Source organism: Thermophilibacter sp. ET337 (assembly GCF_024733715.1).
In the GTDB taxonomy this organism is placed as follows: Bacteria; Actinomycetota; Coriobacteriia; order Coriobacteriales; family Atopobiaceae; genus Thermophilibacter.
In genome coordinates this window covers 26,353-41,578 of sequence record NZ_JANRHO010000012.1, presented here as the reverse complement: position 1 = coordinate 41,578, position 15,226 = coordinate 26,353, and the positions used below count along the sequence as shown (strand labels likewise).

The 15,226-nt window shown below is 71.2% G+C and carries 14 protein-coding genes; all 14 read left to right on the top strand.

What is annotated here, in order from left to right; translation table 11 throughout:
- The coding region (locus tag NW198_RS09135) for an ATP-binding protein (protein WP_258340870.1) at positions 1 to 957 on the top strand (957 nt) is incomplete at its 5' end.
- An 11-nt stretch (positions 958 to 968) separates the two neighbouring features.
- A complete protein-coding gene (locus NW198_RS09130; RefSeq protein WP_087315079.1) occupies positions 969 to 1,865 on the top strand; it encodes a DNA-processing protein DprA in 897 nt (298 codons plus the stop codon).
- Positions 1,866 to 1,898: 33 nt separating this feature from the next.
- On the top strand, positions 1,899 to 3,224 hold the full coding sequence (gene trmFO, locus NW198_RS09125; RefSeq protein ID WP_087315076.1) for a methylenetetrahydrofolate--tRNA-(uracil(54)-C(5))-methyltransferase (FADH(2)-oxidizing) TrmFO: 1,326 nt from the start codon (positions 1,899 to 1,901) through the stop codon (positions 3,222 to 3,224).
- Entirely contained in the window at positions 3,224 to 4,162 is a 939-nt protein-coding gene (locus tag NW198_RS09120) for a tyrosine recombinase XerC (RefSeq protein WP_087315074.1), read from the top strand. Before trmFO ends, NW198_RS09120 begins: the two co-directional genes overlap by 1 nt.
- A gap of 471 nt (positions 4,163 to 4,633) precedes the next feature.
- Positions 4,634 to 5,407, top strand: coding sequence for a 30S ribosomal protein S2 (rpsB, locus tag NW198_RS09115; RefSeq protein ID WP_087315072.1), 774 nt, complete (start codon positions 4,634 to 4,636; stop codon positions 5,405 to 5,407).
- A 28-nt stretch (positions 5,408 to 5,435) separates the two neighbouring features.
- On the top strand, positions 5,436 to 6,305 hold the full coding sequence (gene tsf, locus NW198_RS09110) for a translation elongation factor Ts (protein WP_087315070.1): 870 nt from the start codon (positions 5,436 to 5,438) through the stop codon (positions 6,303 to 6,305).
- Between the two features lie 180 nt (positions 6,306 to 6,485).
- On the top strand, positions 6,486 to 7,214 hold the full coding sequence (gene pyrH, locus NW198_RS09105; protein WP_087315068.1) for a UMP kinase: 729 nt from the start codon (positions 6,486 to 6,488) through the stop codon (positions 7,212 to 7,214).
- A 3-nt stretch (positions 7,215 to 7,217) separates the two neighbouring features.
- Entirely contained in the window at positions 7,218 to 7,763 is a 546-nt protein-coding gene (frr, locus tag NW198_RS09100; protein ID WP_087315066.1) for a ribosome recycling factor, read from the top strand.
- Complete coding sequence (locus NW198_RS09095; protein WP_258340869.1) at positions 7,763 to 8,548, top strand: isoprenyl transferase; 786 nt, start codon at positions 7,763 to 7,765, stop codon at positions 8,546 to 8,548. The genes frr and NW198_RS09095 overlap by 1 nt, the downstream gene beginning before the upstream one ends.
- Positions 8,545 to 9,483: a phosphatidate cytidylyltransferase gene (locus NW198_RS09090; RefSeq protein ID WP_258340868.1), complete on the top strand. Its 939-nt coding sequence runs from the start codon at positions 8,545 to 8,547 to the stop codon at positions 9,481 to 9,483. The genes NW198_RS09095 and NW198_RS09090 overlap by 4 nt, the downstream gene beginning before the upstream one ends.
- Positions 9,484 to 9,488: 5 nt before the next feature.
- Positions 9,489 to 10,679 (top strand): 1-deoxy-D-xylulose-5-phosphate reductoisomerase, encoded by a 1,191-nt coding sequence (gene dxr / locus NW198_RS09085; RefSeq protein ID WP_087315253.1) that lies wholly within the window; start codon positions 9,489 to 9,491, stop codon positions 10,677 to 10,679.
- On the top strand, positions 10,676 to 12,061 hold the full coding sequence (locus NW198_RS09080; protein WP_258340867.1) for a site-2 protease family protein: 1,386 nt from the start codon (positions 10,676 to 10,678) through the stop codon (positions 12,059 to 12,061). Before dxr ends, NW198_RS09080 begins: the two co-directional genes overlap by 4 nt.
- 8 nt (positions 12,062 to 12,069) lie before the next feature.
- Positions 12,070 to 13,152, top strand: a complete 1,083-nt coding sequence (gene ispG, locus NW198_RS09075; protein ID WP_087315059.1) for a flavodoxin-dependent (E)-4-hydroxy-3-methylbut-2-enyl-diphosphate synthase — start codon at positions 12,070 to 12,072, stop codon at positions 13,150 to 13,152.
- 323 nt (positions 13,153 to 13,475) lie between these two features.
- On the top strand, positions 13,476 to 15,191 hold the full coding sequence (locus NW198_RS09070) for a proline--tRNA ligase (protein ID WP_375378035.1): 1,716 nt from the start codon (positions 13,476 to 13,478) through the stop codon (positions 15,189 to 15,191).
- The last annotated feature ends 35 nt before the right edge of the window (positions 15,192 to 15,226 follow it).

Here is a 15,226-nt window from a genome sequence, read left to right as displayed (position 1 = left end):
CCCACGGCGGACGACGAGCCGCACGCGACGCCGGACTTCTCGGAGGTGATCGACCAGGAGCTCGCCAAGCGCGCGATGGCCATCGCGGCCGCGGGGCGCCACGGGCTTCTCATGGTGGGGCCTCCCGGGGCAGGCAAGACGATGCTCGCCCGCCGCCTCCCCACGATCTTGCCTCCGCTCACCGACGACGAGCAGGCGGAGGCGCTGCTCGTACACTCGGTGGCGGGACAGGACCTCGAAGCGCTCTCTCGGGGGGAGCGGCCGTTTCGGGCCCCGCACCACTCGATATCGACCGCCGGGCTCGTGGGCGGGGGCAGGCCGGTGACCCCGGGCGAGATCTCGCTCGCGCACGAGGGGGTGCTGTTCCTCGACGAGCTCCCCGAGTTCCCCCGGGGGTCGCTCCAGGCGCTGCGTCAGCCCATGGAGGACAAGACGGTGAGGATCGCCCGGGCAGACGGCGTCTGCACGTTTCCCTGCGACTTCCAGCTCGTCGCGGCGGCCAACCCCTGCCCCTGCGGCCACCTCGGCGACCCGGGCCACGAGTGCACGTGCTCCGCCGCCCGCGTGTCCGCGTACCAGGGGCGCATCGGCGGCCCGCTCATGGACCGCATCGACGTGGTGGTCGACGTGGCCCGCCCGAGCTCGTCGCGCGTGATTGAGGGGCGGCGCGGCCTGGGCTCGAGCGAGATGGCCGAGGCCGTCGCCGCGGCGCGGGAGTTCCGCGAGCGGAGGGAGGCGCGCTCGCGCCGGGCGGCCGACCCGATCGCCGAGGCCGCCCTCGACCCCCGCGCCCGCGCGACCTTCGAGGGGCTCGCCGAGGGGCTCGCACTCGGCGGGCGCGCGATCGCGCGCGTCGCACGCGTGGCGCGCACGATCGCAGACCTCGAGGGGCGCGACCGCGTGAGCGAGGAGGACGTCGTCGAGGCACTCGGCTTTCGGTCGAGGTCGATGGGATGAGGTGAGGCAGCATGGCGCGACCTGACGACGGATGGGAGCTTCGCCCGGGTGAGAGCGGCTACCCGGCGGCTCTTCTCGACCTCGAGCGGCCGCCCGAGGTGCTCTATGGCAGGGGAGACCCCGCGGCGCTCGAGGGCCCGTGCCTCTCGGTGGTTGGCGCGCGCCGAGCGACGCCCTACGGGCTCGCCATCGCCGAGATGGCCGCCCGCGCCGGCGCGCGCCACGGGGTGACGGTGGTCTCCGGCGGCGCCATGGGGTGCGACCATGCCGCGGGGGCGGCCGCGCTCGCGGCCGGCGGGAGGACCGTCGTGGTCTCCGGGTGCGGGGCGGACGTCGTGTACCCACTCTCCTCGGCCGACGTCTACGAGGGCGCGGTGCGCGCGGGGGCGGTCGTCTCCGCGGAGCGCTGGGGCGCGGGGCCGAGGCGCTGGGTCTTCCCCAAGAGAAACGCCCTCATAGCCGCCCTCTCGCGCGTCTTGGTGGTGACCGAGGCGGGCATCGGCTCGGGCACGCTCTCCACCGCCGAGGCCGCGGCGGAGCTCGGCAGGGTCGTCTACGCCATCCCCGGGTCGATCCTCTCGCCCAACTCCGCGGGGACCAACCGGCTCATAGCGGAGGGGGCGCGCGTCATCCCCGACGAGCAGTCGCTCTCGGTGGCCCTGTCGCTCGACTACGGGTACGCGGAGCTCCGGGAGGCGTGGGGGAGGGAGGCGGCGGGACCTGTGCTCGGGGCGCTTCTGGCCTCGCCGTCGCGGCCCGACGAGCTCGCCGCGCGCCTGGGCGAGAGCGTGCTCACCGTCCTGAGGACCCTCACGGACTATGAGGCCCGCGGACAGGTCGAGCGGCTCCCCGACGGAAGATACTCCGTCACGCGGGCCTACGTCTTGGGGCACAATGGGATGAGTTGACGCGTTGGCGCCCGGGCGCCGGAAGGGACGCACATGGAACAGGTCGTGACGGTGGTGGGGGGCGGGCTCGCCGGCAGCGAGTGCGCCCTGCAGCTCGCCCGCAGGGGCGTTCGCGTGAGGCTCTTCGAGCAGCGCCCGACCAGGCCCTCGCCCGCCCACCACGGCGCCGGGCTCGCCGAGCTCGTCTGCTCCAACTCGCTCAAGTCCACCAAGCCCGACACCGCGGCGGGGCTGCTCAAGTGGGAGCTCGAGCGGCTGGGAAGCGAGCTTTTGCGCATCGCGCGGGAGTGCTCGGTCCCGGCGGGCGGGGCGCTCGCCGTCGACCGCGAGCTCTTCTCGCGCGCCGTCACCGAGCGCGTGGCCGCGGACCCGCTGATCGAGCTCGTACGCGAGGAGGTCACGACGATCCCCGAGGGCCCCTGCGTCATCGCCGCGGGGCCGCTGTGCTCAGACGCGCTCTTCTCGGCCATCGCCGAGGTCGTGGGCGGCGAGCGCATGAGCTTCTTCGACGCCGCCGCCCCGATCGTCGACGCCGAGAGCCTCGACCGCTCGCTCGTCTTCGAGCAGTCGCGCTACGGCGAGGAGGGGAGCGGCGACTACCTCAACTGCCCGATGACCCGCGAGGAGTACGACGCCTTCATGGGGGCGCTCCTGGGCGCCGAGCGCGTGATCGCGCGCGACTTCGAGCAGGCGGACCTCTTCTGCGCGTGCCAGCCGGTCGAGGAGGTCGCCCGCACGGGGCACGACTCGCTGCGCTTCGGCGCGCTCAAGCCCGTGGGCCTCACCGACCCGCGCACGGGCCGGCGCCCCTGGGCCGCCGTCCAGCTCCGGGCGGAGAACGCCTCCCGCACCGCCTACAACCTCGTGGGGTTCCAGACCAACCTCACCTGGCCGGAGCAGCGCCGCGTCTTTCGCATGATCCCCGGCCTGGGGGAGGCGGAGTTTTTGCGCTACGGCGTCATGCACCGCAACTCCTTCGTCGACGCCCCCCGCGCGCTCGACGCCACCTTCGCCGTCCCCGGAACCTCCGTCAGGCTCGCCGGCCAGATCACGGGGACCGAGGGGTACGTCGAGGCCATCGCCTCCGGCCTGCTCGCCGCGCTCAACACCGCCGCCGAGCTCTCCGGAAAAGAGCCCGTGAGGCTCCCCGCCACGGGCGCCCTCGGCGCGCTCGTGGCCTACGCGACCGACCCGGCGACCTCCGACTACCAGCCCATGCACGTCAACTTCGGGCTCGTGCCGCCGCTCGCGGACCCCCCGCGCAACAAGGCGGCCCGCCGCGAGGCGCTCGCCGCCCGCGCCAGGGCCGACCTCGACGCCTACCTCGCGAGCCGCCCCGACCTGCTCGCGGGCGCCTGATGGGGGCGGCCGGGCAGGGCGGGCGCGCCGAGTCGGAGCAGCGCGCGCTCGAGCGCGCGATCCCGGCGTTTTGCGACCACCTCGCGGCGGTCCGCAACCTCTCGCCGCACACCGTCCGGGGCTACCGTTGCGACCTCGAGGCCTACCTCGCCTGGGCGCGGCGGCGCGGCGTTGCCCCCCTGACGGCGTCCCACCGCGAGCTGCGCGCCTACCTCGCAGAGCTGACGCGCGCCGGCTACTCGCCGCGGACCGTCAACCGCCACCTCTCGTCGCTGCGCGGGCTCTTCCGCTGGATGGCGCGCGAGGGGCTCTGCGACGACGGGACCGTCGCCGCGCTCGCGAGCCCCAAGGTGCCCCGGTCGCTCCCGAGGACCATGAGCGACGCGGACGCGGGCGCCCTTCTCGACTCCTGCCTCGCGGACGGCCCCGTGGGCCTTCGCGACCGCGCCTTCCTCGAGCTGCTCTACGCGACCGGCGCGCGCGTCTCGGAGATGGCGTCGCTTCGCGTGGGCGACCTCGACTTCGCCCGCGGCCAGGCGCGCCTGTTTGGCAAGGGCTCCAAGGAGCGCATCGTCCCCGTCTACGAGAGCGCCCTCGACTGGGCCCGGCGCTACCTCGACGAGGGCCGACCGGACCTCGCGGCCCGCGGGGACGCGGCGGGGGAGGCGCTTTTCCTCTCGACGCGGGGAAACCCCATGAGCGCCGACGCGCTGCGCACCGTCTTCGAGCGGCGCGTGCGGCAGGCCGGGCTCGACGGCGCGCTCTCGCCCCACGCGATGCGGCACACCTTCGCCACCGAGCTGCTCGGCGGCGGCGCTGACCTGAGGAGCGTCCAGGAGCTTCTCGGCCACGAGAGCCTCTCCACGACCCAGGTCTACACGCACCTCTCCGTCGAGCGCCTCCGCGAGGCCGCCGCCCGTGCCCACCCGCGCGCCTGACGCGCCGCCCGTCCTGACGGACGGGCTCAACCTCACTCGGCGACGTCCGCCGGGAGCGCGCCCGCACTTCTCGCCCGGCGCATCCAGTGCGGGCCGGGGCGCACTGGATGCGCGCACTTGGCGACAGTGGCCTAGAAGGGCCGCGCACTCGATGCGCCTCGGGCCCTAAACCGTCCGCACTCGATGAGCGCACCCACGAGTGCGAGCATCGAGTGCGGGCGCGGCGCCGACCCAATCGAGGATTTGGGTCGCAGAGAAGAGCCTGTGAGCGGCGCGTGAAGCCCTCGACAAGGCGCAGGCCGCCCGCTATACTACCTATTCGTTGTGCACAAGCACGGCATGTCGCGTGACCGCGCGGCACCATCTCGCACGCGCGACGACCCGCCCGCCGTGGTGCCCAGGGCTCTCAGCCAGGTCCTGGGTGGCGAAGCGGGGATGACTCGCGCGGAGGACCAACCACAGGAGGTTACCATGGCTAAGATCACTATCCAGACCCTGCTCGACGCCGGCTGCCACTACGGCCACCAGACCCGTCGCTGGAACCCGAAGATGAAGTCCTACATCTTCGGCGAGCGCAACGGCATCTACATCCTCGACCTCAAGCAGACCATGCTCGGGGCCGACAAGGCCTACACCTTCCTCAAGGAGACCGCGGCCAAGGGCGGCACCGTGCTGTTCGTCGGCACCAAGAAGCAGGCCCAGGAGCCCATCGCGGCCCAGGCCGAGCGCTGCGGCATGCCCTACATCAACCAGCGCTGGCTCGGCGGCATGCTCACCAACTTCGTGACCATCCGCTCCCGCATCCAGCGCATGGAGGAGCTCGAGGCCATGGTCGAGGACGGCCGCATGGCCCTTCTCCCCAAGAAGGAGCAGGCGGTGCTCGGCAAGGAGCTCGACAAGCTGCAGGCCAACCTCGGCGGCGCCCGCACCATGACCGCCCTTCCGCAGGCCATCTTCGTCGTCGACTCCAAGCGCGAGGAGATCGCCATCCGTGAGGCCAACCGCCTCCACATCCCCGTCGTGAGCCTGCTCGACACCAACTCCGACCCCGACGTCATCGACTACGGCATCCCCGCCAACGACGACGCCATCCGCTCCGTCTCCCTCATGTGCGAGCTCGCCGCCGACGCCGTCCTCGCCGGCTCCGGCAAGGAGCAGATCACGGCCGAGGAGATGGCCGCCGGCACCACCGAGCCCGCCGTCGAGGCTGCCCCGGCCGAGGCCGAGGCTCCCGCCGCCGAGTAACGAACCCACGACCAAGAGGAGAACCACCATGGCACAGGTTACCGCCGCCCTCGTCAAGCAGCTCCGCGAGATGACCGACTCCCCGATGATGGAGTGCAAGAAGGCCCTCGTCGAGGCCGATGGCGACATCGACAAGGCCGTCGACATCCTCCGCACCATGGGCGTCGCCAAGGCCGTCAAGCGCGCCGGCCGCGACACCAATGAGGGCACCATCGCCACCTACGTCTCCGAGGACTCCAAGCTCGGCGCCATCCTCGAGCTCACCTGCGAGACCGACTTCGTGGGCACCAACCCCAAGTTCACCGGCTTCGCGCTCGAGCTCGCCAAGGTCGTCGCCGAGAACGACCCCGCCGACGTCGACGCCCTCAAGGCCTGCGCGATGGGCGCCTCCACCGTCGACGCCGAGCTCACCGAGATGATCCACGTCATCGGCGAGAACATGAAGATCGCCCGCTTCCAGCGCGTCACCGCCGACGAGGGCGCCCTCGGTAGCTACGTCCACCTGGGCGGCAAGCTCGCCGACATCGTGACCTTCAAGCTCGGCAAGGCCGAGACCGCCCAGGCCGACGAGTTCAAGACCTTCGCGCACGACGTTGCCATGCAGGTCGCCGCCGCCGCGCCCGTGGCCGCCCGCCGCGACGACGTCCCCGCCGACGTCATCGAGCACGAGCTCTCCATCTACAAGGCTCAGGCCGCCGAGTCCGGCAAGCCGGAGGCCATCCAGGAGAAGATGGCCCAGGGCCGTCTCGAGAAGTACTTCAAGGAGAGCGTCCTCACCGAGCAGGAGTTCGTCAAGGACAGCTCCCTCACCATCGGCCAGCTCGCCAAGAACGTGAGCAAGTCCCTCGGCGACGACGTCGAGGTCATGAGCTTCGTCCGCTACACGTTCGGCGAGTAGCGCGCAACCCAGAGCTCTTGCGGGGGCCGGCGAACGATCGCCGGCCCCTTTTGCTGCCGCAGGTCCTTCTCTCCCGCGCCCGCTCGCGTGAGAAGCGAGAGCGGTCGCGCACGCACCGGCGGCACGGCCCGCGCGCTCTGGTAGAATCACGGGAGCGCACAACGAGGAGTGGAGGTCGGCTTGTCTGACGCAAACATCAAGTATCAGCGCGTTCTTCTCAAGCTCTCGGGCGAGGCCCTCATGGGGGACCAGGCCTACGGCATCGACCCGGCGGTCCCGCAGCGGCTCGCCGAGGAGATCAAGCCGGTCTGGGAGGCCGGCGTGCAGGTGGCCATCGTCGTGGGCGGCGGCAACATCTTCCGCGGCCTGGCCGGCGCCGCCGCGGGCATGGACCGCGCCCAGGGCGACAACATGGGCATGCTTGCCACCGTGATCAACTCGCTCTCGCTCCAGGACTGCTTCGAGCGCAACGGGATGGACTGCCGCGTCATGAGCGCCATCGAGATGCGCCAGATCGCCGAGCCCTACATCCGCCGCCGCGCGATCCGCCACCTCGAGAAGGGCCGCATCACCATCTACGCCGCCGGCACCGGCAACCCCTACTTCACCACCGACACCGCCGCGGCCCTGCGCGCCTGCGAGATCAACGCCGAGGTGCTCATGAAGGCCACCAACGTCGACGGCATCTACGACGCCGACCCGCGCACCAACCCCGACGCCAGGCGCTTCGACACCATCTCGTACCGCGAGGTCCTCAACCGCGACCTCAAGGTCATGGACGCCACCGCCACGGCGCTGTGCCACGACAACAAGATGCCCATCATGGTCTTTGACATCAAGCAGCCCGGCGTCTTCATGAAGGCCGTCAGCGGAGACAACGTCGGAACCACCGTCGTCGAGGAGGACTAGACAATGAGCACCTACACCGACCGCGCCGAGAAGAACATGGCCAAGTGCCTCGACACGCTCAAGGCCAACTTCGCACGCGTCCGCACCGGCCGCGCCAACGCGCAGATCCTCGCCCCGATCATGGTCGACTACTATGGCCAGCCCACGCCGATCACCCAGCTCGCCGGCATCAAGGTCCCCGAGGCCTCCATGCTCGTGGTGGAGCCGTGGGACAAGAGCGCCCTGCGCGCCATCGAGAAGGCCATCGAGAGCTCTGACCTCGGCATCACGCCTTCCAACGACGGCGTCTCGATCCGCCTGCCGTTCCCCAAGCCCACCGAGGAGCGCCGCCGCGAGCTCGTCAAGGAGTGCAAGGAGCTCGCCGAGGAGGCCCGCGTCTCCGTCCGCAACGTCCGTCGCGACGTCAACGGCAAGATCGAGCGCGACGAGGAGCTCTCCGACGACGAGCAGTCCCGCGAGAAGAAGGCCGTCCAGAAGGTCACCGACTCCTACGTCGCCAAGATCGACGAGCTGCTCAAGGCCAAGAGCGCCGAGGTGATGGAGATCTAGTGCGCCTCGACACCGAAAAGCTCCGCGCCTACTACGCCGACGCGCCCGAGGACATCTCCCTCGGCGACATCGACCTCGACCGCATCCCCGCGCACGTCTCGATCATCATGGACGGCAACGGACGCTGGGCCACGGCCCGCGGGCTCGACCGCTCGCGCGGGCACGTCGCCGGCGTCGACTCGCTGCGGGAGGCCGTGACCACGAGCGTGCGGCTCGGGCTCGACGCGCTCTCCGTCTACGCCTTCTCGACCGAGAACTGGAGGCGCCCCCAGCACGAGGTCGACCTGCTGATGCACCTGTTCGCGACGACGCTGGTGAAGGAGCTCCCGCTCTTCCACCAGGAGAACGTCCGCCTGCGCTTCCTCGGCGACATCGACGCGCTCCCCGAGCGCACGCGCACGGTCTTCCAGCGCGGCCTCGACGAGACAGCCGACCACGACGGCATGACCTTCGCGCTCGCGGTCAACTACGGCTCGCGTGCCGAGATCGCCCGCGCCGCGCGCCAGATCGCCCTCGAGGCGGCCCAGGGCCTGATCGACCCCGCGGGCGTCGACGAGCGCGCGGTGTCGGAGCACCTCTACACCGCAGGCCTGCCCGACCCGGACCTGCTCATCCGCACCTCCGGCGAGATGCGCCTCTCCAACTACCTCCTGTGGCAGCTCGCCTACACCGAGTTCTACGTGACGCCCACCCTCTGGCCCGACTTCGACCGCTGGGAGTTCCTGAGGGCCGTCGCCGCCTTCCAGGGGCGCTCGCGCCGCTTCGGGGGAGTGGTGGCCTCATGACCAAGAGAGCCGACAAGAACGCGTCCGCCGGCCTCGACCGCCAGATCGAGCGCCTCGAGGACCGCCGCGCCTCGAAGGAGGAGGCGCGCGCCGCCGGGGACCTCAAGGGCCAGAAGGCCAGGAGCTCGGCCGAGCGCCTGCTCACCCGCACCATGTCGGGCGCGATCTACGCCCTTGCCACCCTCGTGTGCCTGTTCGTGGGACCGGTCACGACCACGGTCCTCATCGCCGCCGAGGCGTGGCTGTGCTGCTCCGAGTTCTTCCGCATCTGCCGCATGGGCGGCCGCATGCCCAACGAGGTCGTGGGCCTCGCCGCGGCGCTGCTGTTCCCGCTGGCCGCCTACGCCAACGGGCTTCTCGCCCTCACGCTTGTGATCTTCATGCTGCTCATGGCCTGCGCGGTCTGGTACGTCCTCACGCCGCGCGCCAACATCGCCGACGTCGCGGTCACCGCGTTCGGCCCCGTCTACACCTCGCTCGCCTTCTCGAGCGTCGTGCTCATCCGCGCCTCCGACGCCGGCCTCACCGGCGCGCTGCTCGCCCTCACCGTCATGCTCTCCATCTGGGGTAACGACGCCATGGCCTACTTCGTGGGCTCGGCGATCGGCGCGCACAAGCTCGCTCCGCGCATCTCGCCCAGCAAGAGCGTCGAGGGCTTCGTCGGCGGCCTCGTGGGCTCGGTGCTCGTGTGGGTGCTGGTGACGCTGTTCTTGGTGCCGACCCTCGACGTCGCGCTCGCCGCGGGATGCGGTCTGGTCGTCGGCATCGCCGCCGTCTTTGGCGACCTGTTCGAGTCGCGCATCAAGCGCGGCGCGGGCGTCAAGGACTCCGGCAACCTCATCCCCGGGCACGGCGGGCTGCTCGACCGCAGCGACTCCATGCTCTTCGGCGGCATGGCCGCGTTCTTCCTGCTTCGCTTTGGAGGCATCCTGTGACAGAGATGAGCCGCGCCGGCGAGCCGGCGCGCCACGGCGAGCCGCTGCGCGTGGCCGTTCTCGGCTGCTCCGGCTCCATCGGCACCCAGACCCTCGACGTCTGCCGCCGCCACCCCGACAGGCTCCGCGTGGTCGCGCTCTCCGTGAGCTCCTCGACAGGCGCGCTCGTCGCCGCCGCCCGGGAGTTCGGCGCGGCCCACGTGGCCGTCGCCGACCCCGCCCACGCGGCCGACCCCGTGCTCGGGGAGCTTCCCGCGGGCTGCGCGCTCGGCAGCGGACCCGAGGCCGTCACCGAGCTCGCGACGCTGCCCGACGTCGACGTGGTGGTGAACGCCCTCGTGGGATTTGCCGGCATCCACGCCGGCCACGCCGCCCTTCTCGCCGGCAAGTCGCTCGCCTACGCCAACAAGGAGTCGATCGTGTGCGGGGGCGACCTGCTCATGCCGCTCGCGCGCCCGGGCAGGCTGCTGCCCGTCGACTCCGAGCACAGCGCCATCTTCCAGTGCCTGGTGGGGGAGAAGCCCGAGGACGTCGCGCGCATCTGGCTCACCTGCTCGGGCGGCCCCTTCTACGGCCGCACCAGAGACGAGCTCGCCCGCGTCACGGCCGCCGAGGCGCTCGCGCACCCCACCTGGACCATGGGCGCCAAAATCACGATCGACTGCTCGACCCTCATGAACAAGGGCCTCGAGGTCATCGAGGCGCACCACCTCTTCGACCAGCCAGTCGACGCCATCCGCGTCCTCGTGCACCGCCAGAGCAAGATCCACTCGATGGTCGAGTTCGTCGACGGGGTCGTCAAGGCCCAGCTCGGCAGCTCGGACATGCGCGCGCCGATCCAGTACGCGCTCAGCTACCCCGAGCGCTGGGAGGCCACGGCGCGCCGTGTGGACTGGTGCGCGGAGGACCCCTTCACGTTTGGCGAGGCCGACGAGCGGGCCTTTGGCTGCCTCGCGCTCGCCCGCGAGGCGGGGCGTGCCGGCGGCACGCTGCCCTGCGCGATGAACGCCGCCAACGAGGTCGCCAACGCCGCCTTCCGCGAAGGTTTGTGCTCTTTCCTCGACATCGAGCGCGTCGTCGCCGCCGTCATGGGACGCACGCCCGTCGAGCGGGTAGAGTCGGTCTCGCAGCTCGACGAGGTGGACGCACGCGCCCGAGAGCTGGCCCGCGCCGAGCTCATGGAGGTTCGCATTTGACCGCGCTCATCGGCTTTCTCTCAGCCGTCTTCTGGGGGCTTCTGGTCCTCTCCGCCCTCGTCTTCGTCCACGAGGGCGGCCACTACCTCGCCGCCCGCGCCCTGCGCGTGCGCGCGACCGAGTTCTTCCTCGGCCTGCCCTGCCCGCTCAGGCTCTCTCGCAAGAGCCGCTCGGTGGGCACCGAGTTTGGCGTGACGCCTATCCTTCTTGGCGGCTACACCCGCATCTGCGGCATGGAGGGCACAGACGACGAGCTGCTCGCGCCCGCCCTCGACCTCGTCACCAGGCGGGGCCGCGTGCGCGCCGAAGAGGTCGCCGAGGAGCTCGGCTGCGACGTCGACCGCGCCTACGACCTGCTCGCCACCCTGAGCGACTGGGCCGCGATCCGCCCCTACTACGACGCCGAGCTCGGCGAGAAGCCCTCCCAGAGCACCTGGCCCGCCGCCTTCGAGACGACCCCGCGCGACGGCGCCCACCTCACCGAGTACGACCGGGGCCACGACTTCGCGCTGCCCGGCTCCACCGCCGCCGGCCAGCCCCACGACACCGGCATGACGCCGGAGGAGTTCCTCGCCCACGAGCGCTCGCGCACCTACCTCGGCGTGGGCGCGCTCAAGCGCATCGTCATGCTGGTGGCCGGCCCGCTCGTCAACATCGTCCTCGCCTTTGCGATCATCACCTGCTCGTACATGGTGCGCGAGTTCAGCTACGTTCCCGACGTGAGCGTCATCGGCGGCGTCGAGCAGGGCACCCCCGCCGAGGCCGCCGGCCTTGCCGCCGGCGACCAGATCACCGCCGTCGGCGACACCGAGGTCAGCACCTGGAACGGTCTCGTCGAGGCGCTCGAGCCCTATCTTTCGAGCGGCACCGACTTCGAGCTCACCTTCGAGCGCGACGGCCAGCAGCGCACGACCCTCGTCGACCTGCCGGACGGCGAGGCGACCGAGCTCTTTGGCATCCTCTCCTCGGTGGCGAGCTATCGCCTGACGCCCGCCCAGGCCGTCCAGGCCACCTTTGACTACACCGGCCAGGTCGCCTCCTACGTGGCGCAGCTGCTCAACCCGAGCCACACGATGGAGGTCCTCGACCAGTCGAGCTCGGTCGTCGGCATCTCGGCGATGGCCTCCGAGGCGGCCTCCGAGAGCCTCTCCTCGCTTTTGATCCTCGCCGCGGCGCTCTCGATGTCGCTCGGCTTCATGAACCTCATCCCCGTGCCGCCCTTCGACGGGGGCAAGATCTTGATCGAGCTCATCCAGCTCGTCATCAGGCGCCCGCTGCCCCAGCGCGTCCAGCTCGGCCTGAGCTACGTCGGCGTGGCCTTCATGCTCTTCGTCTTTGTCGTCGTCCTCAAAAACGACCTCGTCCGCTTTGTGATCGGCTAGGTGATTCCATGAGCGAGAACAACGCGCGCCCCGCGCCGCGCGAGCTGACGCGCCGGGTCATGGTGGGGGAGGTCCCCGTGGGCGGGGGCGCCCCCGTCTCGGTCCAGTCCATGTGCACGACGCCCACCTCCGACGCCCAGGCCACGCTCGAGCAGATCGGCCGGCTCGCGGAGGCGGGCTGCGAGATCGTGCGCGTGGCCGTCCCCGACGCCGGCGCGCTCGACGGCTTCGAGCGCATCTGCGCCGACTCCCCGCTGCCCGTGGTCGCCGACATCCACTTCGACCATCTCCTCGCCATCGAGGCCTGCCGGCGCGGGGCCGCGGCGCTGCGCGTCAACCCCGGCAACATCGGCAGCTGGGACCGCGTCGACGCGGTCATCGACGAGGCGGGGCAGGCGGGCATCCCCATCCGCATCGGCGTCAACGCCGGCTCGCTCGACCCCGCCTACGCCGAGCGGCCCGACCTCACGCAGGTCGAGAAGCTCGTGGGCTCCGCCTCCTCGTTCGTCGCGCACTTCCGCGAGCGCGGCTTCCGCGATATCGTGCTCTCCGCCAAGGCCCACGGCGTCCCCACGACCGTCGAGGTCAACCGCGCCCTCTCCCGCGAGCTGCCCGACGTCCCGCTCCACATCGGCGTCACCGAGGCCGGCACCGCCCGCCAGGGCACCGTCAAGAACGCCGCCGCCGTCGGGGCCCTGCTCATGGAGGGCATCGGCGACACCATGCGCCTCTCGCTCACGGCCGACCCGGTCGAGGAGGTCCACGTGGCCTGGGACCTGCTCTCCGCCGTGGGGCTGCGCCGCCTGCGCCCCGAGCTCGTGAGCTGCCCCACCTGCGGCCGCTGCCAGTGGGACCTCATGGGCGTCGCCGCCGAGGTCGAGCGGCGCCTGGCCGGCGTGCGCGCGCCCATCACCGTTGCCGTCATGGGCTGCGTGGTGAACGGCCCCGGCGAGGCCAAGGGCGCCGACATCGGCCTCGCGGGCGGCCGCGGGAAGGCGGTGCTGTTCGCCGCGGGCGAAAAGATCCGCACCGTCGACGAGGCGGACGCCGTCGACGAGCTCTTCGCCGAGATCGAGCGGCGCTTCACCTAGAACGCCCTGCCCAGCGGTGGCCGCATATGCCCCGGCGCTCAGACAGCTTGCCGAGAAGGACGCTCGGCAAGAACTCGCGGCGGGACATATGCGGTCGCCGCTGGGCCTACGTCAACCAAGCGCAACTCTCGATGGCGTGACGTCTTGGCCGCCTGCCCGGCGGGGCCAACCCCCGCCGCGAGTTCCGCAGCGAGCGAGGACTGTCCGAGCGCCGGGGTTGGCCCCGCCGGGCAGGCGGAGGTTGAGTTGCGGCCTCGACCGTTCTTCTCGGCCGTATGTCGTAGAATCATGGGCGTTGCACGTTGAACAGAAGGGATACGCACGTGAAGCGTTATCAGAAGATGTCCCAGCTCTACGCCCCCACGCTCAAGGAGGACCCCGCCGAGGCCGAGCTCGCGAGCCATCGCCTGCTGCTGCGCGCCGGCATGATCCGCAAGACGGCCGCCGGCCTCTACAGCTACCTGCCGCTCGCCTGGCGCTCGATCCGCAAGATCGAGGCCGTCATCCGCGACGAGATGGAGGGCATCGGCGCCCAGGAGATGATGGTGCCCATCCTCACGCCCGCCGAGCTCTGGCACGAGTCCGGGCGCTGGGACGCCTACGGCCCCGAGCTCATGCGCATCGCCGACCGCCACGGCCGCGAGTTCGCCCTCGGCCCCACGCACGAGGAGACCTTCACCGACCTCGTGAAGAACGAGCTGCGCTCCTACAAGCAGCTGCCCTGCACGCTCTACCAGATCCAGGACAAGTTCCGTGACGAGATGCGCCCGCGCTTTGGCCTCATGCGCGGCCGCGAGTTCATCATGAAGGACGCCTACAGCTTCTCCGCGACGCAGGAGTCGCTGCAGGAGTGCTACGAGCAGGAGAAGGCCGCCTACGCCCGCATCGCCGAGCGCTGCGGCATCTACGCGCTGCCCGTCGTGGCCGACTCCGGCCAGATCGGCGGCGACACCTCCGTCGAGTTCATGGCGCTCGCCGACTCCGGCGAGGCCGAGCTCGTCTACTGCGACTGCGGCTTCGCGGCCGACGTCGAGGCCGCCGCGACCAAGGTCCCCGTGACCGAGGGTCCCGGCGACGGCACGCTCGAGAAGGTCCACACCCCGGGCCTCGGCAGCATCGAGGACGTGGCCGCGTTCTTCGGCTTCCCCGAGAACGGCACGCGCAAGTCGCTCGCGCTCGTGGCCGAGGACGGCACGAGCGTCGTCGCCATCGTCCCCGGCGACCACGAGCTCAACGAGATCAAGGCGGGCAAGCTCTTTGGCGCCTACCACCTCATGAGCGACGAGGAGCTCGAGCTCGCCGGCCTGCACAAGGGCTTCATCGGGCCCGTGGGCCTGCCTGAGGGCGTGCGCCTGGTCTGCGACGAGTCGCTGCGCGAGAGCGTGTCGTGGACCTGCGGCGCCAACGAGGTCGACTACCACTTCACGGGCGCCCGTCCGGGCCGCGACTTTGAGGTCGACGAGTGGGCCGACCTCGTGAGCGTGAAGGCCGGCGACCCCTGCCCGCACTGCGGCGCGGCCCTCAAGAGCGCCCGCGGCATCGAGATCTCGCAGGTCTTCCAGCTCGGCACCAAATACTCCGAGTCCATGGGAGCCACCTTCGCCGACGAGGACGGCGTCGAGCGTCCCTTCCTCATGGGCTGCTACGGCATCGGCGTCTCCCGCACGCTGGCCGCCGTCGTGGAGCAGCACAACGACGAGCACGGCATCTGCTGGCCCGTCTGCGTGGCGCCCTACGAGGTCGAGGTCGTGCCGCTGGCCGTGGGCGACGACGTGGTGGCCCCGGTGGCCGAGAAGGTCGTGGAGGAGCTCTCCGCCGCCGAGATCGAGGTGCTTCTCGACGACCGCAAGGAGCGCCCGGGCGTCAAGTTCGCCGACGCCGACCTCATCGGCATCCCGTACCAGGTGATCCTGGGCAAGCGAGGCGTCGCCGCCGGCATGGCCGAGGTCAAGGTCCGCGAGACCGGCGAGCGCCTCGACGTGCCGATGGACGAGCTCGTCTCCTGGATCTCCGAGCGCGTCGTCCCCGCCCGCGCCTAAGCCGTGACCCCGCGTGCCCCGGCCCCTCTCGCCGG